Source organism: Corynebacterium sp. HS2168-gen11 (assembly GCF_024834075.1).
Taxonomy (GTDB): domain Bacteria; phylum Actinomycetota; class Actinomycetes; order Mycobacteriales; family Mycobacteriaceae; genus Corynebacterium.
On sequence record NZ_JANUXR010000002.1, the window covers coordinates 1 to 24410 of the forward strand.

General features: G+C 48.5%; 23 protein-coding genes, 1 tRNA gene and 1 rRNA gene. 20 read left to right on the forward strand and 5 right to left on the reverse strand.

Going from position 1 to position 24410, the window contains the following annotated elements:
• The 17 genes from rrf to der all read left to right on the forward strand — a co-directional run.
• A 5S ribosomal RNA gene (rrf, locus tag NXS99_RS01345) occupies window positions 1-115 on the forward strand; the annotation flags it as partial.
• Between the two features lie 95 nt (window positions 116-210).
• Window positions 211-1494 (forward strand): hypothetical protein, encoded by a 1284-nt coding sequence (locus NXS99_RS01350; protein ID WP_259286885.1) that lies wholly within the window; start codon window positions 211-213, stop codon window positions 1492-1494.
• 13 nt (window positions 1495-1507) lie between these two features.
• Window positions 1508-2500: an HAD-IIA family hydrolase gene (locus NXS99_RS01355; protein ID WP_259286886.1), complete on the forward strand. Its 993-nt coding sequence runs from the start codon at window positions 1508-1510 to the stop codon at window positions 2498-2500.
• A complete protein-coding gene (locus NXS99_RS01360) occupies window positions 2501-2779 on the forward strand; it encodes a hypothetical protein (protein ID WP_259286887.1) in 279 nt (92 codons plus the stop codon).
• A 12-nt stretch (window positions 2780-2791) separates the two neighbouring features.
• A complete protein-coding gene (locus NXS99_RS01365) occupies window positions 2792-3616 on the forward strand; it encodes a TlyA family RNA methyltransferase (protein ID WP_259286888.1) in 825 nt (274 codons plus the stop codon).
• Entirely contained in the window at window positions 3613-4536 is a 924-nt protein-coding gene (locus NXS99_RS01370; RefSeq protein ID WP_259287103.1) for an NAD kinase, read from the forward strand. Before NXS99_RS01365 ends, NXS99_RS01370 begins: the two co-directional genes overlap by 4 nt.
• 211 nt (window positions 4537-4747) lie before the next feature.
• Complete coding sequence (gene recN / locus NXS99_RS01375) at window positions 4748-6508, forward strand: DNA repair protein RecN (protein ID WP_259286889.1); 1761 nt, start codon at window positions 4748-4750, stop codon at window positions 6506-6508.
• Between the two features lie 63 nt (window positions 6509-6571).
• A complete protein-coding gene (gene steA / locus NXS99_RS01380; RefSeq protein ID WP_259286890.1) occupies window positions 6572-7768 on the forward strand; it encodes a putative cytokinetic ring protein SteA in 1197 nt (398 codons plus the stop codon).
• 44 nt (window positions 7769-7812) lie between these two features.
• Window positions 7813-8745 (forward strand): copper transporter, encoded by a 933-nt coding sequence (locus NXS99_RS01385; RefSeq protein WP_259286891.1) that lies wholly within the window; start codon window positions 7813-7815, stop codon window positions 8743-8745.
• Between the two features lie 19 nt (window positions 8746-8764).
• Window positions 8765-9415 carry an NUDIX hydrolase gene (locus NXS99_RS01390; protein WP_259287104.1) on the forward strand — a complete coding sequence of 217 codons (651 nt, stop codon included), beginning with the start codon at window positions 8765-8767 and terminating at the stop codon, window positions 9413-9415.
• A gap of 13 nt (window positions 9416-9428) precedes the next feature.
• Window positions 9429-10349: a site-specific tyrosine recombinase XerD gene (gene xerD, locus NXS99_RS01395; RefSeq protein WP_259286892.1), complete on the forward strand. Its 921-nt coding sequence runs from the start codon at window positions 9429-9431 to the stop codon at window positions 10347-10349.
• Between the two features lie 211 nt (window positions 10350-10560).
• Window positions 10561-11433 carry a ParA family protein gene (locus NXS99_RS01400; RefSeq protein WP_259286893.1) on the forward strand — a complete coding sequence of 291 codons (873 nt, stop codon included), beginning with the start codon at window positions 10561-10563 and terminating at the stop codon, window positions 11431-11433.
• Entirely contained in the window at window positions 11434-12258 is an 825-nt protein-coding gene (locus tag NXS99_RS01405) for a ScpA family protein (protein WP_259286894.1), read from the forward strand.
• A gap of 264 nt (window positions 12259-12522) precedes the next feature.
• Window positions 12523-13074, forward strand: a complete 552-nt coding sequence (scpB, locus tag NXS99_RS01410; RefSeq protein ID WP_259286895.1) for an SMC-Scp complex subunit ScpB — start codon at window positions 12523-12525, stop codon at window positions 13072-13074.
• 156 nt (window positions 13075-13230) lie between these two features.
• Window positions 13231-14214: a pseudouridine synthase gene (locus NXS99_RS01415; RefSeq protein WP_259286896.1), complete on the forward strand. Its 984-nt coding sequence runs from the start codon at window positions 13231-13233 to the stop codon at window positions 14212-14214.
• Complete coding sequence (gene cmk / locus NXS99_RS01420; RefSeq protein WP_259286897.1) at window positions 14214-14933, forward strand: (d)CMP kinase; 720 nt, start codon at window positions 14214-14216, stop codon at window positions 14931-14933. Before NXS99_RS01415 ends, cmk begins: the two co-directional genes overlap by 1 nt.
• Window positions 14930-16576 carry a ribosome biogenesis GTPase Der gene (gene der, locus NXS99_RS01425; RefSeq protein ID WP_259286898.1) on the forward strand — a complete coding sequence of 549 codons (1647 nt, stop codon included), beginning with the start codon at window positions 14930-14932 and terminating at the stop codon, window positions 16574-16576. Before cmk ends, der begins: the two co-directional genes overlap by 4 nt.
• A 310-nt stretch (window positions 16577-16886) precedes the next feature.
• On the opposite strand, the gene NXS99_RS01430 is transcribed toward der, so the two are convergent.
• Window positions 16887-17723 (reverse strand): class I SAM-dependent methyltransferase, encoded by an 837-nt coding sequence (locus tag NXS99_RS01430; protein ID WP_259286899.1) that lies wholly within the window; start codon window positions 17721-17723, stop codon window positions 16887-16889.
• Between the two features lie 180 nt (window positions 17724-17903).
• Here NXS99_RS01430 and NXS99_RS01435 point away from each other — a divergent pair, with 180 nt between their 5' ends.
• From NXS99_RS01435 to glpK, 3 genes are all read left to right on the forward strand, one after another.
• The gene (locus NXS99_RS01435; protein WP_259286900.1) at window positions 17904-18077 is read left to right on the forward strand and encodes an antitoxin; all 174 of its coding nucleotides are present in this window, start codon (window positions 17904-17906) and stop codon (window positions 18075-18077) included.
• Between the two features lie 407 nt (window positions 18078-18484).
• Window positions 18485-20209, forward strand: coding sequence for a glycerol-3-phosphate dehydrogenase/oxidase (locus NXS99_RS01440; protein WP_259286901.1), 1725 nt, complete (start codon window positions 18485-18487; stop codon window positions 20207-20209).
• Between the two features lie 2 nt (window positions 20210-20211).
• Complete coding sequence (glpK, locus tag NXS99_RS01445; RefSeq protein ID WP_259286902.1) at window positions 20212-21744, forward strand: glycerol kinase GlpK; 1533 nt, start codon at window positions 20212-20214, stop codon at window positions 21742-21744.
• Window positions 21745-21840: 96 nt separating this feature from the next.
• Here the strand turns inward: glpK and NXS99_RS01450 are convergent.
• The 4 genes from NXS99_RS01450 to NXS99_RS01465 form a co-directional block, all read right to left on the reverse strand.
• A tRNA-Pro gene (locus NXS99_RS01450) sits at window positions 21841-21914 on the reverse strand.
• A 57-nt stretch (window positions 21915-21971) separates the two neighbouring features.
• Window positions 21972-22670: a type 1 glutamine amidotransferase gene (locus NXS99_RS01455; RefSeq protein WP_259286903.1), complete on the reverse strand. Its 699-nt coding sequence runs from the start codon at window positions 22668-22670 to the stop codon at window positions 21972-21974.
• Window positions 22671-22673: 3 nt separating this feature from the next.
• Window positions 22674-23087, reverse strand: a complete 414-nt coding sequence (locus NXS99_RS01460; RefSeq protein ID WP_259286904.1) for a YchJ family protein — start codon at window positions 23085-23087, stop codon at window positions 22674-22676.
• An 86-nt stretch (window positions 23088-23173) separates the two neighbouring features.
• Window positions 23174-24358 carry an alpha/beta fold hydrolase gene (locus tag NXS99_RS01465; RefSeq protein WP_259286905.1) on the reverse strand — a complete coding sequence of 395 codons (1185 nt, stop codon included), beginning with the start codon at window positions 24356-24358 and terminating at the stop codon, window positions 23174-23176.
• Window positions 24359-24410 lie beyond the last annotated feature (52 nt).

Below are 24410 nucleotides of genomic sequence, written 5' to 3' on the forward strand. Positions count from 1 at the left end.
CGGTGGTTATAGCATTGGGGGTACGCCCGGTCCCATTCCGAACCCGGAAGCTAAGCCTAATTGCGCTGATGGTACTGCAAACGGGAGTTTGTGGGAGAGTAAGACACCGCCGACCTAAAACTTAAAAGTGCAACGAGAAAGCGTGATGTAACTGGATGATATATACTCATCTTCTGGTTACATCACGCTTTTTTATTTCTGAGGATTTTAATGGCAGACTTCAACAATTCCAGTTCACGTAACAACGGTTCATCTGATCGTTCCCGTGGACAAGGCCAACGTTCGTCCAATAACGACCATGGACGATCACGACACAACGATTCACGTGATGGTGATCGTCGTTCGTTTAACGATCGCGGTCGTGACGGAGAACGTCGTTCCTATGGTTCGCGTGGCCGGTATGAAGACAGCCGCGGCGGCAACGACCGCCGTTCCTTCGGTGCTGACCGCGGTCGCGATGGTGATCGTCGTTCCTTCGGTAACGGCCGAGGCCGTGATGATGATCGTCGTTCTTACGGTAGTGATCGCGGGCGTGATAACGACCGTCGTTCCTACGGTAATGATCGTGGTCGCGATGGTGATCGCCGTTCCTTCGGTAACGGTCGTGGTCGTGATGGTGATCGTCGTTCCTTTGGTAATGATCGTGGTCGTGATGGTGATCGCCGCTCCTACGGTAATGATCGTGGTCGTGATGGTGATCGCCGCTCCTACGGTAATAACCGAGGACGTGAAGGCGACCAGCGACATCACTCCAACCGTGGCGGTGCGGATCGGAATCAACGACCATTCCATGCACAACGCCCAGGGTATCGTGAAGAGCGCATTAATCAGCGCGTAAACGAACCAGATTTACCAAATGATCTCGACGTACGCGATCTTGATCCAATGGTATTGCAGGATTTGAAGGTTCTTGCTAAAGACAACGCTGAGGTCGTCGCAAAGCATATGATTATGGCAGCGACTTGGTTGGCTGACGATCCTCAGTTGGCATTGCGCCATGCACGTGCTGCGAAAGACCGTGCAGGCCGTGTCGCTGTTGTACGTGAAACCGCAGGTATTGCTGCTTATCATGCCGGCGAATGGAAAGAAGCGCTTTCGGAGCTGCGGGCTGCTCGTCGTATGTCAGGTGGTCCAGGTTTGATCGCTGTTATGGCTGATGCTGAGCGTGGTTTGGGTCGTCCGGAAAAAGCGATTGAGCTTGCACGCACTGAGGGTGTGGGTTTGGATCGTGAAACAGAGATTGAACTTGCCATTGTTGTCGCAGGGGCAAGGAGCGACCTAGGGCAATATGATTCCGCAGTGGTGACCTTGCAGCAGCAAAATCCTGATCCGAACTTGAAAACAGTTTCTAATTCTCGTTTAAGCTATGCTTACGCTGATGCATTGGAAAAAGTTGGTCGCTTGGATGAAGCACGTGTGTGGTTTACCAACGCGAAAAAGCAAGATCAAGATCACTTATTAGATGCTGATGAGCGTTTAGCGCAGTTGTCCTAGTACACTAGAGGGCATGACACTTTCTGCCTTTTCAACTTACGATAGCCTGCTCTTCGACCTAGACGGAACCGTCTGGGAAGGAGGCAGGCTGTTGCCATTTGCTCAGGAAGTCATCACAAACGCTCCGGTACCGGTGATGTACATTACCAATAATGCTTCTCGGCACCCGGATGTCGTTGCCCAAATGCTCACTGATATGGGCATTCCAACTTCCAGTGGGCAAGTTGTGACCTCAGCACAAACAGCGGTTGAATTTGCAACAGAACAGTTTCCAGAAGGCGGCAATATTTACGTTCTTGGCACTCAGTCGTTTAAAGATCTGGCTACCGCAGCAGGTTTTACTGTTGTGGAAAGTGCCGATGACGAGCCAGTAGTGGTGCTGCATGGGCATAATCCTGAGACTGGATGGGCGCAATTGTCGGAAGCCGCTCTTTCGATTCGCAAAGGCGCACGATATTTCGCGTCGAATTTGGATTCAACGTTGCCAATGGAACGCGGTTTTATGGTCGGCAATGGTTCTATGGTGGCAGCAGTCAGCCATGCAACCGGTGTAGTCCCACAAGCTGCAGGTAAACCAGAGCCAGCTATGTTTTATTCAGCAATCAAAAAGCTTGGTGCAACTAACGCGCTTGCCATCGGTGATCGATTAAATACCGATATTGCTGGTGGCGTGGCAGCAGGTCTAGATTCATTGCATCTGCTTACTGGTGTGTCGAAACATTGGGAATTACTGCGTGCACCAGCTGCGCATCGCCCAACGTATATTGCCACAAGCTTGCAAGATTTAACCACACCACTTGAGGTTTTACGGCCGCAAACGCAAGGTGGCTTTGAAGTCAGCTTTGATGGTGATGATATCGTCGTCGATGGCGGAGATACATCGGCAACTGCAGTTGAACTCTTGCGTAGTGTGCTGGTGTATGCTTGGCAATCGCCTGAAAGCTATACAGGTGAGATCCGTTGTGTCAGCTCAGTGAGTCAGCAGCTTCTTCAACAGTGGGTATAAATGCACAACAGTTCACCCAGTGCGCATCAATCGATGCATACAAACCAAAGCTCAAGTGAAAAACACAGTGCAACGCACAGCATAATTGCAGAGCAGGCAAGTCCGAAGCCGAAGCCTCATCCTGGCCCAATTCCAGGTGATCGGCGTGCGGTGGTTGATCCTGAAGAACTCGCCAACTCTGTACACGCATTTTTGCAGCAACCTGTCACCTCGCTTGTAGAAGAAGTCCAAGTATTGCAAGCTGCCCACGAACTTTTAAGTGGTGCATTGCATGAATGAAAGAACTAGAACATGTCAGTAGCTCGGAAACGCCTTGATGCCGAACTCGTGCGTCGTAAAATTGCGCGTTCACGCGAACAAGCTGTCGAGATGATTCGTGGCCAGCGAGTATATGTTCAAGGCATGCTCGCGGTAAAACCAGCAACACAGGTCAGCCCAGATGTTTCGATTCGCGTTGAAGCTAGCGTCAATGACGACTGGGCCTCTCGTGGCGCCCATAAACTTTTAGGTGCCTTGGAAGTATTTGAACCCCTTGGTTTAACCCTGGCAGGTAAAAAAGTCTTGGATGCAGGTGCATCGACAGGCGGATTTACTGATGTCTTGTTGCGTCGAGATGCCAAGGAAGTTGTTGCAGTTGACGTGGGCTACGGCCAATTGATCTGGCGACTGCAAAATGATGATCGCGTCACGGTATTAGACCGCACGAATATTCGTCATCTCACGCAGGAGATGTGCGGCGGTATGTGCGATGCAATGGTTGGCGATCTTTCCTTTATTTCGTTACGACTAACCCTCCCCGCCATCGTGGCCGCTTTGGCACCAGGTGCAGATTTATTACCAATGGTCAAGCCACAATTCGAAGTAGGCAAAGATCGGCTATCCAGTGGTGGTGTGGTCAAAGATCCAGCATTGCGAGCAGCAGTAACCATTGAAATTGCTGAATTTGCACAATCGCTAGGATTATCCTTGCAAGCCGTGACCGCTTCACCACTGCCTGGACCATCCGGCAATGTTGAATACTTCCTCTGGTTAGTCAAAGACGAAGGTCAAACACAGCGATCCGCCGCAGAAATCGCAACACTCGTGCACACAGCCGTTGAACAGGGACCACAATAATGTCGCAGTCTGAATTCCAAGTTCTGTTGGTGCCACATACCGGCAGGCAGTCAAATATTGCTACTGCTGCGTTAGTCACTGAGCAGCTTATCGACGCTGGTATCGGCGTGCGTATTTGTGTTCCAGAAGATGATCAAGTGGTATGCACCCACCCAGTGCTAGGACAATTCCCGCTTGTTTCACATGGTCCTGCTGCCGTTGAAAATATCGACTTGATTTTTGTTCTCGGCGGGGATGGCACCTTCTTACGTGCTGCAGATCTGGCGCACTTTGCTGATTTGCCAGTTCTGGGTATTAACCTTGGCCATATTGGCTTTTTAGCTGAATGGGAAAAATCATCCCTTGATGAAGCAGTCGCACGGATTATTGCACGAGATTTTCGCATTGAAGATCGCATGACGCTTGGTATTGAAGCCTTTAATCCACAAGGAGAATTGATTGGCTCTGGTTGGGCTTTAAATGAAGTCAGCATTGAAAACCAAACCCGCACGAGTGTACTTGATGCCATCTTAGATATTGATGGTCGTCCGGTGAGCTCCTTTGGTTGTGATGGTGTGCTTGTGTCTACACCAACAGGTTCGACCGCCTATGCATTTTCTGCAGGTGGACCAGTGTTATGGCCAGAGTTGGATGCAATTTTGGTCGTTCCAAATAACGCACATGCGCTCTTTACCAAGCCTTTGGTGGTTTCTCCGCATTCGGTGGTTGCTGTTGAATCACGATTATCATCTTGGCCAGCACGCGCGGTGATGGATGGTTTCCGGTTTATTGAATTGCCACCTGGGTCACGCGTCGAAGTGCGTCGAGGGCAGCGTTCAATTCGTTGGGTTCGACTCGACGATAAGCCGTTTACTGATCGTTTAGTATCCAAACTGCGATTGCCAGTTGAAGGCTGGCGAGGCCCGCGTAATAAGCACTAATCTGTCACGAGCAGGAATGTTGTTACGTTCTTGCTACGGATGAAGTGAGTCTTGGCACCATACACAGACCACAACATACGGAAAGATTGCGAGTAGCGGCAATTGGCTGTCTTGCTGTCGTCTCGTGTCACACACAGCCACTGTGATGGGCGTTTTTTGGATAGCAAATTTTTCAACTGTACTGACTTGCCAAGCAGTGTAGGATAAGGGAATGCTCGCCGATATTGCGATTCAAAACTTAGGTGTCATTCCTCATGCCACGGTGGAACTGAGCGAAGGTTTGACGGTACTGACCGGTGAAACTGGCGCCGGTAAAACTATGGTCGTAACTGGGTTGCGATTATTAGTAGGTGGACGTGCGGATGCTTCGCGCGTGCGTACTGGCAGCACTGCAGCTTCGGTAGAAGGGAGATTTCGCCTCGATACCTTACCAAGTGAGATTGCGTCGCAAATTTTTGATTTTGTTACCGATGTTGGTGGCATTCCTGATGAAAACCAGGAGATCATTGCCTCTCGCAGTGTAAGTGCCCAAGGGCGTTCAAAAGCATATCTAGGTGGGCGAGCAGTACCAGCTGCACATTTAGGGAAGTTTTCCGCAGAACTGTTAACGATTCATGGTCAAAATGACCAATTGCGTCTGCTCGCACCGGATCAGCAACTTGCTGCTTTAGACCGGGTAGATCCTGCAATTGCAGGGTTGAAGCAGACTTATCAGGAGCATTACAAACGCTGGCGAAGCTTAGATAAACAGCTGCAAGAACGCATCGAAAAACGTCGTGAGCTTGCTCAAGAATCCGATCGTCTCGATTTTGCTATCCAAGAAATTGTTGCGGTTGATCCACAACCTGGCGAAGATATTGAACTGGTCGCAACTATTCGACGTCTACAAGATGTTGACGACATTCGAGAGATCGTCACCACAGCAATTGCAAAACTTGATGGTCTCGAGGCTCTCGGTGAATATGCCGGTGGCAATGTTGAAGAAGAATACTCAGCGTCGTCAAGCCTAGGCGAAGCATCAGCAGCGCTTAGTCACAGTGATGATCCAATTTTGGCGCAGTTGGGACAGCGTTTGCACCTCATCGTGGAAGAGGTTGCAGAAATCTCTGGCGAATTAGGCTCGTATTATTCCGGTCTTCCTGTTGATCCTTTGGCACTCGAGCATGCGTTGGAGCGTCAGCAAGAGCTCAAGAAGCTGACGCGAAAATATGCACCAACTATTGATGAAGTATTGGTGTGGTTAGCAAAAGCAGAGGCAAAGCGAGCATCAATTGATATTTCTCCGGCTGCCTTTGAGCAATTACAACGCGATGTTGCCCAAGCTCGCCAACAGGTAAATACCACCGGAGCTGCATTAACGAACGCACGTCAAGCAGCAGCGAAATCTTTAGAATCGCTCGTGACTGAAGAATTACACGGTCTTGCGATGCCACATGCACGGTTGACTGTGGCACTGCAGGCTACCAAACCGGGTCCGGATGGACTCGATGCAGTTGAATTTTTGCTTGCGCATAATAAAGCTGCAGAACCACGCCCATTAGCAACATCTGCCTCTGGTGGTGAACTTTCGCGTGTCATGCTTGCTTTAGAAGTGATTCTTGCAGCAGGTACGCGTGGAACCACCTTGGTCTTTGATGAGGTTGATGCAGGCGTTGGTGGGCGAGCAGCTGTGGAGATTGGTCGTCGCTTAGCAAGACTAGCGCTGCATACTCAAGTGATTGTGGTTACCCATTTGCCACAGGTCGCAGCATATGCCGATACACATGTGCATGTAGCGAAAGAAGTCAGCGATGAATCGGTGGTTTCTGGAGTGGAAAATCTTTCGGAACAGCGTCGAATCGAAGAGCTTTCGCGTATGCTCGCAGGCTTAGACGATACCGAAACAGGTCGTGCGCATGCGTTAGAATTATTCAGGACCGCACAGGAAGAAGTCGCAGCTCTGCGCAACAATTCAGCAACTATACAAAAGTGATTTTTCACAATTTTTTGCATTTTCTTGCGTGGCTTCTGACAATTTGCTCAATTTATTAGCACAATGGCAAGCATGAGTCTGTTCTCGCGTTCTGCTGATTTGCCAGGTACCCACGGTGTCATTCGTGACCTTACGACACCAACTTCAAAAGGGCACAAACGTCTATCTGCTGGTGACATTGCAGTTATTGATGCTGCTGATATTTCCCGTGCCTTTGCGCAACGTCTACTCGAAACCCGTCCAGCCGTGGTGATAAACTCCTCGCGCTTTAGCACTGGTGTGATCCCTAATTATGGACCTCAGATGCTTTTCGACGCTGGCATTATTCTCGTTGAAGCCGTCACTGGCGAGATCTGGCAAGTATTAAAAGACGGTAAAAAAGCCCGTCTCACAGAAGAAGGCGAGCTCTATTATGGCTCGACGCTTATTGGACAAGGCACCGTACTCACGGCAGATAGTATTGAGCAAACCTTTGTCGATGCCCAGCAGCACCTCGTAGTGCATATGGAAGCCTACTTCGGAAATGCAATCCAATTCATTCACACCGAAGCACCACTGTTTATCGATGGTTTAGGCGTTCCGGATGTGGCAGAAACGTTACGAGACCGCAAAGTTATTGTGGTCAGCGATGGAGCAGGTTACCGTGACCAAATCCGTTTGCTGCGTAACTTTATTCGTGAATATGAACCGGCAATTATTGCAGTTGAAGCAGCCGCCGATACGTTGGTAGAAGCTGGCTATACACCAGATTTTATTGTTGGTAATCCAGTCAATATCGGCGCTGAGGCCTTGCGTTGCGGCGCGAAGGTGATTCTGCCTGCTGATCCAGATGGACATGCTGTTGGATTAGAACGTATCCAAGATCTCGGTGTGGGCGCTATGACCTTCCCCGCGGCATTAGAATCTCCAACCGACTTGGCTTTGCTGTTAGCAGGATTCCATGACGCAGAACTTGTGGTAAACGTAGGTGCACCATTTGATCTGGACGCATTATTTGCACAAGCTGATTCTGCAAGCCCATCTGCGTTGCTTTGCCGCGCGAAGTTGGGAGCAAAATTAGTGGATGCGTCAGCTATTTCAGCACTTTATAGTTATCGCAGTGCAGCTGGTTTCGGGTGGCTGTGGTCAGTGCTTGGAGTAATGGTTTTAATTGCCACCGTTGTTGTGATTGCAGGTTTCGTTGGTGATGGTAGTTTTGTGAACAACTTGATTGATACTTGGAACAGTATCGCGCTGCGATTCCAATCGTTATTTACCTAACGTCCACTGCCCGAAACTGAACTTGGAATCATGAAGGATAAACGATGAAGAAAACACGTAGTGGTGGATTTGCTGGCCTGATGTTTGGTCTTGCAGGTGGCATTGTAATTGGCAGCTTTGGTCTAGCGCCAAGCTTACAAGGTGGCAGTGGCTTTGCCGCTCAACAGCTGCAGCAAGAAAAAGCTGTGTTGCAACAGCAAGACGAAGTCCATAATAAGCAGCTGCAATCAGCAGATATTGCTGTGGAAAAGCTGTTTGATTCGGCAATCGTGGATGCGTTAAAAGATAAACGCATTACGATCATCAGCACTCCGGATACCTCCACTGAAACCGTGGATGCCTTCGCCGCGGCGATCACGCAAGCAGGTGGTCAAAGTACCAGCATCTTACAATTACAAGAGAAGTTTTTTGCGCAAGCATCTGCGGATGAATTGAAAAACTATATTGCTTTGAGCTTGCCAGCTGGCGAAAAGCTAAATGAAGATATTCGCGATGCAGGCACGCACTCGGGTGACTTTATTGGTGGTGGTTTGTTCGTACATGAGCAAGCCGATGATCCAGTGGTCCAAGCTGCGCAGGAGCATCGTGCTGAGATTCTTGGGGAATTGAAGAAAATGGGCTTCGTCGACTACGTCGCAGGTGAAGTTGTCCCAGCAGATGCGATTATTTTCTTAAGCGGTCACCCTGCGGAAGAGTTCGCGCAATTGAATCAGGCTTCTTTTGCTCGTTCATTAGCGAAAAAGGGCCCAGTTGTCGTTGCCTCTACGCTAACAGATGTGCAGGGCAGTGGCGTGCTTGCGATGTTGCGGAGCAATGAACCTGGTAATGATCAACTTAGCACCGTTGATTCGATTGATCGGCAGTGGGGGAAATTGGCAGTTATTTTAGCGACTCAAGAAAAACTCACCGGCGGACACGGTGCGTATGGCGCTGGTGCTCAAGTCACTGACGTGTTCCCAAGGATTGTTCAAGAGTAGAAAAGGATGTAAAGCTGTGATATCGCGGCATGAATTTCGCACTGTTGAGTCGCATCTTTTGATTGACGCTCCGATTCTGGCAGTGCGTCGCGATACAGTTGTGATGCCGGGTGATACTACCGCAGTTCGCGAAGTGGTGGAACATTTCGGAGCGGTTGCAGTAGTCGCCTTTGATGGTGAAAATATTGCATTGGTGCAACAATATCGACACGCCAGTGGGCGTAGATTATGGGAACTTCCCGCAGGTCTGCTTGATTATGCCAATGAACCTGAGCTGGAGACAGCACAGCGTGAATTATTCGAAGAAGCTGGTTTATATGCTGATCACTGGGCTGTCATTTGCGATCTTGTCACCAGTCCTGGCTTTTGCGACGAAGCAGTGCGCGTGTTCTTAGCAACAGATATCCGTGTTGGCACCCGTCCCGAGGCGAGTGAAGAAGAAGCAGATATGGTGTTGCAATGGGTGCCATTATCGCAAGCTGTTGAAATGGTGCTTGCTGGTGAAATTGTCAATGGCATTGCAGTTGCCGGTATTTTAGGTGCCTGGCAGGTCGTCGAGAAAAAGATGACCCCAAGAGATCCACAAGCGGCATTTTCGATTCGGCCAACCGCTTTAGCCAAGCGTCGTCAAGCAGCTGGTTTGTGCCATGATATGAAACAGCGATCCTAATTGTGAGCTGCAGATGAGCATAGATCCGGGCAGTCTTGCGCAACAATGGTTAACGCACTTAATTGTAGAAAAGGGTATTAGTCAAAATACGATCTCAAATTATCGGCGGGATATTCAGCGGTATCTGAGCTGGTTAGATGCTGCTGGATATGATGATCTCGAAAAATTGCATACGACCGATATTGAAGCATATGTGCTCGATTTACGGCAAGGTAGCAGCCGCCGTGCGCCACTTGCGGCATCTTCGGCAGCACGTGCGTTAATTGTGGTGCGTGGCTTGCATAAATTTGGGTTTGTCGAAGGGATATTATCTGACGACGTCGCAGCAGCAGTAGCACCACCTGCACAGGGACGTCATCTGCCAGATACTTTGACAATTAGTGAGGTCACGCAGCTCATTGAGGCAATTCCAACTGGTGAGTATGCTACAGCAACGGATCTTCGCGATCGCGCCTTGTTAGAGTTGTTGTACAGCACCGGTGCTCGTATTAGCGAAATTACGGCATTATTGCTTGACGACGTGCTGGAAACGCCTGGCATGCTCAAAATTACCGGTAAAGGCAATAAGCAGCGGCTGGTGCCAGTAGGATCATTAGCATTGCAAGCAATTGAAGCCTATATTGTGCGCGGACGCAGTAGTTTTTCAAAAGGGCGCAGCCATGCGTTGTTTTTAAATAAACGCGGAGGTTCGTTATCGCGACAAAGTGCCTGGGCAATTTTAAAACAAGCTGCTATGGGAGCTGGTATTACAAAGGAAATCTCACCGCATACGCTGCGGCATAGTTTTGCAACGCATATGTTAGAAGGTGGGGCAGATGTTCGTGTTGTCCAAGAGCTATTAGGTCATGCATCAGTGACCACAACACAGATTTATACCCATGTCACTGCTGATAATTTGCGCAGTGTATGGTTGCATTCGCATCCGCGTGCCTAAGAAATATCTCGGTGTGATAGTCGGGGAGAAACCTCAAGTTGAACTTTACTGTAGCTAAGTTCGATGTGATACGCGTAAAATATCAAGAGTGTAATTTATCTTCTGTGAAGATAAATGTTTTTGCTGAACAACCATAGCCGAAAAGGTTATGACCAGTGTTATTGGATGAATGCGCGCAAGCGAACCCGAGGGAAGCAGAAAGAGAAGTCGTATGGCGGATCAAGAACTATTTGATACTTCTGAGATCAAAGTTGGTTTAACTGGGCGTCCGCTACGGCAATTCCCAGAGCCAGCGCCGTTGACGAAGCACGGGCCAGCAAAAATTATTTCGATGTGTAATCAAAAAGGCGGCGTAGGGAAAACTACCTCGACGATTAATTTAGGGGCATGTTTAGCTGAAGCTGGCCGTCGCGTCCTATTAGTTGATTTAGACCCACAAGGTGCGCTGTCTGCTGGTTTAGGCATTCCGCACGAAGATTTAGATATTACCATTTATAACCTGTTGGTCGATCACCACATCTCGATTCACTCAGCGCTGCATAAAACTGCTGTGCCAGGATTGGACTTAGTGCCGGCAAATATTGACCTTTCAGCAGCTGAAATCCAGTTGGTCAATGAAGTCGGTAGGGAGCAAACTCTTGCTCGAGCTTTGCGTCCAGTGATGAAAGATTATGATTACATCATTTTGGATTGTCAGCCTTCACTTGGATTACTAACCGTTAATGCCTTGGCGTGTTCGCATGGAGTGATCATTCCAATGGAATGTGAGTACTTCTCGTTACGTGGCTTGGCTTTGCTGACTGATACGGTGGAAAAAGTTCGCGATCGTTTGAATTTTAATCTCGATATTGTCGGTATTTTGGTCACCATGTTTGATCGTCGTACGTCGCATGCGCGAGAGGTTATGTCGCGCGTTGTCGAAGTTTTTGGCAAGCAGGTCTTTGATACTGTGATTACCCGTACCGTGCGATTCCCGGAAACTTCAGTGGCCGGTGAACCAATTATTACCTGGGCGCCTTCATCTGCTGGCGCGCAGCAATACCGTGATTTAGCGCGTGAAGTTATTGAGCGTACCGCAAACTAAATGGCTCGTCGTCGCATACCGGTAGCTGATAATCAGCCAGAGATCACCGGCTTTCGAATTGTGTTGCACAATTTCGAAGGCCCGTTTGATCTGCTGTTGCATTTGATTGGTTCGAAAAAACTTGATGTGACAGAAGTTGCATTAGCGCAAGTCACTGATGATTTTGTTGCGTATACGAAACAGCTGGGCGAATTTTCCGCACTCGATGAAGTCACGGAGTTTTTAGTGGTTGCTGCAACCTTGTTAGAGCTGAAAGCCGCACGATTGCTCCCACGCGATGATGATCAGTTGCAGGAAGACTGGGAACTGCTCGAAACTCAGGATCTTCTGTTCGCTCGTTTGTTGCAATACAAAGCGTATAAAGATGTTGCGGATCTGTTTGCAACTTGGCAGCGTCAAGCACAACGTGGTTATCCGCGAGCAGTAAGCCTGGAACCACAATTTGCCAAGCTTTTGCCTCCAGTAACCCTCGGACATGACGTACATAGCTTTGCTGAACTTGCGGCCGGAGTATTTCGCCCACAGCCACCACCAACAGTGGCAACTTCGCATGTTCACCAAGTAGTTGTGTCCGTACCAGAACAAGCCGGTAAAATTCTGACGACCTTGGAGCTACTTGGGGCACATACCTGGATTGATTTTGTGCGGTTGACTAAAGATTGTACTGAATCAATGCACGTGATCGGTAGATTTTTAGCGTTGTTGGAATTATATAAAGCCAAAGCAATTGCCCTGGAACAAACGGAATCTTTAGGTGAGCTAAAAATTGCCTGGACCGGGTTAAGCGTTGATCCGCATGTGGTTGCTGCGAGTACTTGGGAATAGTTATTGACGGTAGTGAAAACGATCGAGATAAACTTTACGGTGCAGCGCTGAGTAGATGATTATTGTCGATTCTGGACTTGCAACTAGCGTCGATCAAACACCAGAGTGTTGGACAACTTGGCAGAGATGCAGTTGTACCAGCACCCGAAACTTTCTGTTTGGTAAAAGGCTGGTACATATCAGCGATGGTTGGGTGAAAAGATCAGCGCTTCGATAATCTGCTGCTTTTGAATACGCGTGTATCAACGAAAAGGAACATATAGGATGCAAGAAATTTCCCAACTTCGATCTGAGCTGGAATCGATTTTGTTAGTTGTTGATACACCAGTGACAGTGGAGCAGTTCGCTCGCGTGCTTGAAGCAGATTCAGCAACGATTACAACCACATTGCATCTGATCCAGCAAGAGTTTCATGATCGTGGTTCTGGAATGCGTTTACGGATGATCGATGGTGGTTGGCGGTTATACACTGCCACGGAAAATGCTGCTGTGGTGGAACGATTTCTACTCGATGGTAGCCAGTCGAAACTTTCCAAAGCAGCGCTAGAAACGCTGGCGATTATTGCGTATCGGCAACCTGCGACTCGCGCGCAAGTTGCCGCAGTGCGTGGCGTGAATGTTGATGGTGTGATGCGAACGTTGAAAATGCGTGGGCTTATTCGCGAAGTCGAAAATGGATCGGATAATGGAGCGCATCGATATGAAACCACACATTTATTTTTAGAATTATTAGGGATTGATTCTTTAGATGCTTTGCCAGATTTAGCGCCGCTGCTGCCAGATTTTGACGCGATTGATGAGTTTGATATTACGTAATCTGCAGGTAGTGATACGAAAAGTGTTGAATCCGAAGTGCGTCAGGGCAGTAGCAACGTATAGTATGTGCAGTTTGGCACACGAGCTATTCGCATTTGAGAGAAGCTTCGGCTAGAGTAGATTTTTTATAATCGCATATTTTGTAAGGACGTTTCAATGTCTAGAACCGCTCGCCGCGACGGCACACCGGAACATAATCGCCAATCCACTAAGCGTGGAGGCGCACAACGCCCACAACGTGGGAATAATGGTCGAACTGATAACAAACAATCATCGCGCCAATCACAACGTGGCCCACAAGCAGGCCAACAACCACGGAAACAACGAGCTTCAGAATTTCTTGTGTCACAAGCACGTCCAGCACGTCGTCAGCATGTGGCACCTCGTGTGGAAGCTGAAGTTGGCGGTGAAAACATCCGCTTGCAGAAAGTATTGGCAAAAGCCGGTGTAGCTTCACGTCGACATGCTGAAATTCTTATTGACCAAGGTCGCGTGGAAGTCAATGGCAAGATTGTCATGGTCCAAGGACAGCGTGTGAATCCAAATAGGGATATTGTGCGCGTCGATGGCGTTCGCGTGAATGTTAATGAAAACTTGCAGTACTTCGTGTTGAATAAGCCACGTGGCCTGCATTCGACAATGCATGATGATCTCGGCCGACCTTGTGTGGGCGATATCATTTCGGAACGCATTGCCTCTGGACAGCGCTTGTTCCACGTCGGTCGTCTAGATGCTGACACCGAAGGTTTGTTGTTACTGACCAATGATGGGGAATTGGCGAATCGCCTGATGCATCCAAAGCATGAAGTTTCCAAAACTTATCTGGCAACCGTACTCGGTGAAGCGAACCGCTCGCTGGTGCGTCAGTTATGCGATGGCATTGAGCTTGACGACGGTCCTGCAAAGGCCGATTTCGTACAAATCGTGGACGTGTATCAAGGTAAGTCCTTAATTCGCCTCGAACTACACGAAGGCCGTAAGCATATTGTGCGTCGTATGTTAAAAGCCGCAGGATATCCTGTGCAAGCATTGGTACGTACGAAGTTGCACACTGTGCAGCTCGGTGAACAAACGCCTGGTACGATTCGTGCACTCAATGAAATGGAATTGGCAAGCCTGTATAAGGCGGTGGGAATGTAATGGGGCACGCGTTTGCAAATACTGCCAATCAAGGGTTGATCGTAGCTGTTGATGGGCCATCTGGAGCAGGAAAATCGACAGTTTGCCGTGCCGTCGCTGAACATTTTTATGCACGCTACCTCGATACTGGTGCAATGTATCGAGTTGCAACGTTATTCGCATTACAACATGGTGTGGATGTTACTGATGCGCAAGCAGTGGCAATGATTACTGATGATCTTCCATTAGTCATCAATGATGATCCACGTTCAACTGCTGTGATGCTTGCTGGTGTTGACGTATCCCAAGAGATTCGTGGCGCTGCTGTGACACAACACGTATCCGCGGTTTCTGCGGTGATGCAGGTACGACAGAACCTTGTTGCGCTGCAACAACGTTTGGCACAACAAGCGCATCGCTGTGTCATTGATGGTCGCGATATTGGGACCACAGTACTTCCAGATGCACCAGTGAAGATCTTTTTAACGGCATCACCAGAAGTTCGTGCACAGCGTCGTTTTGAGCAAGATCAACAAGCTGGACGAACGAGTGATTATGAGACCATTTTGGCTGATATCATTCGTCGTGATGAGCTTGATTCTTCTCGAGAAATTAGCCCATTGCGTCCAGCCGCAGACGCTATTATTCTTGATTCCTCCGACCTGAGCCGTGAACAGGTCATTTCCACCATGATTTCGCTGGTAGAACAATCTGGCACAGCCAAGGAGCTACACCTATGACCGATAAACACAACACTTTTGAAAATGACGAACAAGAAACAGTGTTTGTCTATCACACCACTGGCGGAGAAATCCCAGCTGAACAAGCTTTTATTGAAGAAGAAGTAGCTGTTGCCGGAGCTGGATATGCTGCAGCTGATTTTGATGCAGAAGAATTCGACTTCGAATTCGATGATGATTCTGATGATGACAACACGGTCTTTTTTGCTGATGGCGAGTTTGATGAAACAGGCTTTGCTGATCCTGATTTTGGTGAGGGCTATTCTGAAGATGATTGGGAAGAAATCGAACGAGCCTTTGGCTTCGAGCGTCCAACGCACACTGAAGAAGCCCTGTGCACCGTTGCCATCGTGGGACGTCCGAATGTTGGTAAATCCACATTAGTCAATCGTTTTATCGGTCGACGCGAAGCAGTTGTAGAAGATTTCCCAGGTGTCACGCGTGACCGAATTTCCTATATCGCGGATTGGGGCGGACAGCGCTTCTGGGTACAAGACACCGGTGGTTGGGATCCAAACCAAAAAGGTATTCATGGCGCAATTGCACGTCAAGCTGAAACCGCAATGGAAACAGCCGACGTTATTGTGATGGTTGTTGATACCAAAGTTGGTATTACGGAAACTGATTCCGTAATGGCTAAGAAATTGCAGCGCTCTGAAGTGCCTGTAATTTTGGTGGCAAATAAGTTTGATTCGGACAATATGTATGCCGATCTTGCAGAGTTTTATGCACTTGGTTTGGGTGATCCTTGGCCTGTATCTGCTCAGCATGGTCGTGGTGGTGCAGACGTTCTGGAAAAGATTTTAGAGCTGTTCCCAGAAGAACCTCGTCATTCTTCTATTACTGAAGGGCCACGTCGTGTAGCCCTCGTCGGCAAGCCAAATGTTGGCAAATCTTCATTGCTCAATAAGATTACTGGCCAAGAACGTTCAGTGGTCGATAATGTTGCAGGTACCACGGTGGATCCGGTTGACTCTTTAGTACAACTGGAAAATCATTTGTGGAAATTCATTGATACCGCTGGTCTGCGCAAGAAAGTGAAGAACGCTTCAGGACATGAGTATTATGCATCTCTGCGTACTCGTGGTGCAATTGATGCGGCTGAATTGTGCGTATTTATGATCGATAGCTCGCAGCCAGTTTCAGAACAAGATCAACGTGTGTTGAACATGATTTTGGATGCTGGCAAAGCATTAGTGCTGGTGTTTAATAAGTGGGATCTCATGGATGAAGATCGTCGTTGGGAACTTGATCGTGAAATTGATCAGCAACTTCGACATATTCCGTGGGTCAAACGCATTAATATTTCTGCAGCCACGGGTCGTTCGTTACAGCGTCTTGAGCCATACATGTTAGAAGCTCTGGAAAGCTGGGATAAACGTGTCACCACTGGCCAGTTGAATAACTGGCTGCGTGCAGTGATCGCACAAAATCCACCACCGATGAAAGGTGGTCGTGTTCCACGCGTGCTGTTCGCAACGCAAGCTTCTACACGTCCTCCGGTTATCGTGTTGTTCACCACTGGTTTCTTAGATGCGGGTTATCGTCGTTATTTGGAGCGTAAGTTCCGTGAAGCATTCGGATTTGAAGGCAGCCCAGTGCGTATTGCGGTACGTGTGCGTGAACGTCGCGGTCGTAAATAACGCAAATCTTGGAGCACTCACAATTTACTTGTGAGAACAATCCAGGTACACAGCTATACAAGTACAGAGCTATGACATGGTAGATGTTGTGGCTCTGTTTGCATATTAAGTAGGTGTTAGTACATTCGGCACGCTAGTACCGCTCTATGACAATGTCTGGTGCGCACGATACTTGCCAGTAAAAGCACGTCGTGCAGACAGTACGTCGATGTGTACCTTGGCAATGGCGACGCGTTCGGCAGCGTCAATGGGGCAGCGACCATCTGGCAGTCACGGCAGCTTACGTGTGAAACATAATTTCTTAATCTGCCTATTTAGCGGCGTAAAATGCATCCACACGATACGGCAGGGACACAGGAGAGTGCGCAGTGAGTCCAAGATGCTCATATAAATACCAGTCCAGATTCTTTGTCAGACGTTGACGGGACTGTTCATTTGCCCGCAACCAATAGGATCGTGTGTGCGCAAGACGATGAAGATCCTGAGCGACTAATGCTTGCGACCACGTGTCGCGAATTGTTGTATGGATCATCCAAGGCTTGGCAATTGGTGGAACGAAATCTGGTTTCAGTGTGTCACCTGAATGCATAATACGACTTAACCGATGCACCCATGGAATGCTGACGTCTAAGGTATTCCACACCAGTAGAAATTGTGCATCTGCAGTAGAAATGCGAGCAAGTTCTGCGCTTGCAGCTAAAGGGTCAACCCAATGCCAGCTTTGAGCACACGTAAGAGTTTCAAACTGACACTGCGTAAGTCCAGTGTGTTCTGCGGTTGCTTGTAACGTGTGAACTTTTGGTAGTTGTGTGCGCAAAATATTGAGCATATCCATGCTCGGATCCAGCGCAGTGATCTGCGTGAATTTTTCGGATGCGCACAGTGCTGCTGTAAGTTTGCCAGTGCCTGCACCAATATCAATTGCAGTATTGGTGGCGCTTAACGTATCGACGACAAAATCTGGATATCCAGGGCGTATATCTTGATAGGTATCAGCCCCTTGAGTAAATGCTTGCGCAGTATTGGTGCGATGGACAGCGGAATGAAATTTAGGTTGATCGCGTCCAGAAACTGCAGGGATCTTTGTAGTGGTATCAGCGTAAATGTCGATGTGAGCAAAAGAATCTGCGGAAGGATTATTGGACATAGTGAGTATGAGTGTAATCGACGCATGCAGACACTGAATATTTCTAAGATATTGAGAGTTGAATAAATATCGCTGAACTTGTGAGATGTCGCCGAAAATACAATTATTTGTCAGCTGTACTTATAAATTCTGCTATACTGAAACAATCATACAAAAGTAATACACGAAAGGTTTGTATAAATGTCTTTATTTGATAAAGCAAAAGATCTGCTCAGCTCCGATAAGGTGGAAGAGCTTTCCGATTCCGCTCTCGACAAGGCTGCTGATTTGGCAAAAGGTACGCTTGGCGAAGAACATGCAGATAAAATCGATGCTGTTCGTGACACCATCGATGAAAAGCTCGGTAATGAGTAATACCTCTGCTTACGCATAATAAAATACTCGTGGTCGGATAATACGACCACGAGTATTTTTTTATCTTGTCTTACAATCCTTACAACGGTGGTCGAGTGCGCATGACGCTTCTTTCAACTTCGCCTGTAGCACTCTTAGGGTACCGTTGATCTTCTCAATCAAATATGGTGATCGCAGCGTAATGGTACCCATTCGGTTTTGATATATTTCTTGTCCTGCATGACGACTGGGCATGTCGATTCAGCCACACGAAAAGTTTTTGCTGCGTTGTCGTATTGTTCGATTTGAAAAACTTTTAGAATTGAGACTATCGACTTGCACCCTGACTGTACAGGAGATACACAAGTGAGCATCGTGCGAGAAACCTCTGATGCATAGATTCTTTGAAAGATTTGGAGTACGCGACTATGGCAACGACAACACGGCATAGCTTCAATGCTGACTACTTTACCCAAGCCTGGCACGACTTTAGCCATGAAGAATACGACATACTCATTATTGGCGCAGGCTCCGTCGGTGCTGGTACCGCCCTTGATGCAGCAACCCGTGGATTAAAAGTCGCGGTGGTCGAAGCACAAGACATCGCAGCAGGTACTTCTTCACGCTCATCAAAAATGTTTCATGGCGGTCTGCGCTATCTAGCCATGCTCGATTTCGCCTTGGTCGCAGAGTCATTACGCGAACGCGAACTTTCGATGTCACACATTGCACCACATTTGGTCAAACCACTGCGCTTTTTATTCCCATTGACCAGCAAAATCTGGCAACGACCATATATGGCAGCAGGATTTTTACTCTATGACCTCATGGGCGGAGCAAAACAAGTGCCAATGCAAAAGCACTATTCCAAACGTGGTGCTTTGAAATTAGCCCCAAGCCTGCAATCAGATGCCCTCGTAGGAGGCGTGCGCTACTACGATACGCTTGTCGATGATGCGCGCCACACACTTACCGTTTTGCGCACCGCTGCAGAATTTGGCGCTACTATTCGTACCCGTACCGAGGTCTTAGGCTTTATCCGCGATGGTGAACGAATTACTGGCGTAACCGTGCAAGATACAGATTCTTTGCAGCAAACCACCATTCGGGCCAAAGTCGTCATCAATGCCACAGGCCCGTGGAACGACCATATCAATTCTCTTGCCGGGGCAACCGGACCTTTTAGCGTCGCAGCTTCAAAAGGCGTGCATATTGTGGTCCCACGATCATGCATTGATTCTGAAGTGGCACTGACGTTCGTCACCGAGAAATCAGTACTGTTTGTCATCCCATGGGAAAACTACTGGATCATTGGTACAACCGATACTGCGTGGAAGCATAGCGTCGATAAGCCTGTGGCAACTGCCAGCGATATTCGCTACATTCTCGATCATGTCAACGCAAAAGTCACCCGCCCAATTACCCCAGAAGATATTGTTGGTGTATACGCCGGGCTACGTCCATTAGTATCAGGACGATCTGATTCCACCACGAATCTTTCTCGCAATCATGCTGTTGCACGCGTGTTACCAGGATTCATAGCAGTAGCAGGCGGTAAATACACAACCTACCGTGTCATCGGTGCAGACACAGTTGATCTTGCTGTCAAAGAACTTGATCAAAAGGTTCCAGCATCAGTGACTGCATCAATTCCATTACTTGGCGCAGACGGCTATCACGGCCTGGCAAACCAGGTGCCACAACTTGCCGCGCGCTATCAGCTTTCCGAGGCGCAGATTACCCACTTGCTGAACCGATATGGTTCATTACTCGACGAAGTTTTGCAGCCAGCACAGCATGATGAGCGTTTGTTGCAACCGCTGATTGGCGCAGAAAAATATCTTTTGGCAGAACTTTACTATGCAATTACGCATGAAGGTGCCCGCAGTTTGGAAGATATGCTCCATCGACGGATGCGAATTGGCATGGAATACGCAGATCGCGGACGTCGCACGGCACAGCAGTATCTTGAAGAAATTGCTCGCTTATGCCAGTGGGACCACGACACCGCCGCAGCAGAACTGGCAGCATTCTTGCGCGATCTTGATGCACAACAACAAGCGGAACAAGCATTAACGGATCAAGCCGCCGTGGATATTATCAATCAAGCCGCTGACTCAACGCAGACTCGTGCAACCAACCCAGAAGCATAATCATGACAGTGACCACACATCCGCATTTTGTTGCAGCAATCGACCAAGGCACTACCTCAACGCGATGCGTTATTTTCGACCGCGCCGGGCAACCGGTGGGGATGGGGCAGTTTGAGCATAGCCAAATTTTCCCGCAAAAAGGATGGGTGGAGCATGATCCGCTTGAGATTTGGACAAATACCCGGCGCGCAGTTGGCGCCGCCTTAGCTGAGGCAAATATTGCGCGTGAAGATATCGTGGCGATTGGTATTACGAATCAGCGTGAAACTACGGTGGTGTGGGATAAACACACAGGTGAGCCTGTGATGAATGCTATTGTGTGGCAAGATACTCGCACAACTGAGATTTGTGAGCAGCTCGCTGGTGATGTTGGGCATGACCGGTGGCGTGATCGTACTGGGTTATTGCTGAATTCGTATCCGGCCGGGCCGAAACTGAAATGGATTTTAGAAAATGTCCCTGGTGCTAGGGAACGAGCGCAACGCGGTGATCTGCTCTTTGGCACGATTGATACGTGGTTGTTGTGGAATCTTACAGGTGGGGCACAAGGCGATGAAGGTCAGCCAGCCGTACACGCTACTGATGTGACGAATGCTTCGCGAACACTGTTAATGGATCTTCACACCTTGCAGTGGGATGAACAGATTTGTCAAGAGATGGGTATTCCTTTGGCAATGCTGCCAACGATTCGTCCGTCGGTGACACAGTTTGGGCATGTGCGACAACGCGGCAGTTTAGGCGGGGTGCCAATTACTGGCATTTTGGGAGATCAACAAGCAGCCATGTTTGGGCAGTGTTGTTTCCAACCAGGTGATGCGAAAAATACCTATGGTACTGGGCTGTTTTTATTACTGAATACTGGTTTGGTGCCAAAGCAATCGAATCATGGCATGATTACCACCGTGTGCTATCAGATCGAAGATGAGCAACCTGTGTATGCCTTAGAGGGTTCGGTTGCTGTTGGTGGCGCATTAGTGCAATGGTTGCGAGATAATTTAGGCATTATTGAGTCTGCCGCAGAAATTGAGCAATCTGCCAGCCAAGTTGCAGATAATGGTGGCGTATATATCGTTCCGGCGTTTTCTGGTTTATTTGCGCCACGATGGCGTACAGATGCGCGTGGTGTGATTGTTGGCCTGACTCGATTTGCTAATAAGCATCATCTTGCCCGTGCAGTATTAGAAGCAACGGCATATCAAACCAGGGAAGTTGTTGAGGCGATGGTTGCTGATTCAGGTGTGCCGTTGCGAACTTTGCGCGTTGATGGTGGCATGGTGGCCAATGATCTTTTGATGCAGTTTCAAGCTGATATTTTACAAACTCCAGTCGTGCGTCCTGGCATGATTGAAACCACTGTTCTGGGAGCAGCGTTTGCGGCAGGCCTGGGGGTTGGATTCTTCGAATCGACCGAGCAATTGCGTGCGTTTGCAAAATCGGACAAGCAGTGGGATCCCATGTTGCCTCGAGAAACCACTGATCATCTCTATGCAGAGTGGAATAAAGCTGTTCAGCGTACATTAAATTGGGAAGAATAAGCACACGTGTAAGAATCCATAGCGTGGATTTCCCAATTGGTGGTCGGCATGCACACAAAAAATCCAGCTACAGTGTAGTAGCTGGATTTTAGAATGTCGGACTGACAGGATTTGAACCTGCGACCCCTTAACCCCCAGTCAAGTGCGCTACCAAGCTGCGCTACAGTCCGCCGTCGTTAAGCTTGACGACGCTATGAGTCTACAATAATTGCTAATTCAAGAAAAAATTACTGGCAAGTTGCCTGTTTGAAGGCAGTTGCGATCGTTTGGCGGACATCTTCTAGCTGTGCTGCATGGGCTTGAACTTCAGCGAACATCCGCGCGCCAATACCAGGGTTTTCCGCTTCGTATTCGCCACGCTCACCTTCAGCCCAAGCCTGCATGGTTGCCGCAGAGGCTTCTGGATGAAACTGCACACCGACAAGTGTTCCTAAGCGAAACGCTTGAATACTGCCTGTAGCAGAAGTTGCAAGTACTTCAGCTGCAGCAGGGGCTTCGAGCACACAATCATTATGGGATTGCTGCACCACGATCGGATGCGACAGCGATGCAAAATAGGGATCCTGCAGACCTGCAGCGGTTAAGGTAATTGGGTAGACTCCTTCTTCCGCACCACCTGGATGTGCAAGAGACACAGTTCCACCGAAGGTATCGGCTAAAATCTGGTGTCCTAAGCAAATGCCTAAGACAGCAATATTGTGTGTATAAGCATCTCGCAGCAACGCTTGCAGTGGTGGAATCCACGCAGAGGCTTGATGATCAAGCGCATTTTGGCGCCCACCGAGTAACAACAGACCATTACCGATATCAGTAATCGCAGGCAGTGGCTGTGAGGTGGGATCAATACTACGAACCTCATTTTCAGGGAACCAGCGTTGAAAGGTATCAAGGCGGACCCATGGATCTGGTTGAATAACAGTGATCATAGTTTAAGACTCATGGTCAAGCTCTCCGTCAAGATACACCCAGCGGCCAAGATGCCGAATAAACTTAGAGCGCTCATGTTGGTGTCCAAGCTGTTGCGTTCCTGAAGGATGCAGAGTGGAATATGTCGCAACAAATTCTACAATACCTGTGTCATGAAACGGACTGCCGGCTTCAGTGTGCACAATCTCCAAGCCGGTCCACTGCACAGCAGGATCAAAAGAAAGCTGCTGAGGCCTAGTGCGTGGTGCCCAGGTTTGCAATAAATACTCACTATTGCCTGTCACAAACGCACTATAGCGCGAACGCATCAACAACAAGGCGGTATTCGGATACGCAGTTCCTGCTAAAAATGGGCCGCAGCATTGTCCAAAAGTAGTGCCAGAATCGCATGGACATGGGTTTGAAGAGGTGAGCATATGCGACGCACTCGCTTTCGTATGAGAAAACTTCCAAATAATGGATGCATGCCGCACTACCGCGACATGCAATCTTTACAATCAGTCTAGTAGCTCGTATCCTCAATGACTACCGGTTGCACAAACATCGCTTCGATCGTGCTTGATTTCGCAGCCGTCAGTAACGTCTGACGTTGTGCATCTGAAAGATCGCCAATAAGTTCAATGCTGCGACGAAGATGGAGTGAATGATCACCAACAGTTTTCGCAACACTAACTTTTACATCTACAAGTTCTCGAATGCGATGTTGCTGTGCAGCTTCACGTACTGCCTGACTGGTTGCTGCCGCTAAACCAGAGAGCAGCAGGGAAGTCGGAGCAATACCGAGATTCTTGCCACCGTTATAAGCTTCCCGATCTGTACTAATAACATGTGTGCCAGTGTGGACTACATCAGTAAAACGGCCTGCTTTCGTGCTTGTCGCAATTGCAACACCTTCTGGAATACTTTCTGCCAAGGCTTCTATATTCTCAGGAACAATATGCTGCTCGAACCACGCCAGAATAATATCGGCAGCCTGCTGACCCGCACCTGGTTTCGTTAATAGATGATCCACCTTATCCAACGACACTAATGATTTTGGATAGCGGGTCGTTAAAAAGATATTTTGCGCATTTTCCACCCCAACAGTTTGATCAGTCGGAGAATGTAAAATTAATAACGGTTTGCGCAGTCGAGGTAAATAGGCCTCCGGATTAGTTTCGGCAAGATCCTCTAAATAATGCCGCGACATAATAATATCGCGACCACCTAAACTGATAGCGACCTCACCTTTTTCATCAATCTCTCCAATTCGATCGGCAAAATGCAGCACTGCATGCGCTGGATCAAACGGTGCACCAATAGTCGCCACAGCTTTCAGTGATGGCATCTCCACCGCAGCTTGCAATGCTGCAGCACCGCCTAAAGAATGGCCAACTAATAACTGCGGAGCACTGTAATGTTGCTCGAGCCAACGGCCGGCAGCACGAATATCCGCAACATTTTCCGAAAACGACGTCTCATGAAAATTACCTTCAGACTGCCCCAAACCTGGAAAATCAAACCGTAAACACGCAATCCCTTGTTCAGCCAAAGCCTTACTGACGCGCGCTGCCGCCGGTGCAAACCGAGAACAAGTAAAACAATGCGCAAATATCGCATATGCTCGCGGCGATGTATCGGGTAGATCTAAAGTAGCGGCCATCGTATAGCCCTGAGAACTTGGCAATTTCACACTGATTGCATGCATGTGTTCATCCTTCATTACTGAAGCTCCGTTTCCCATCACCAGATGTAAAAAT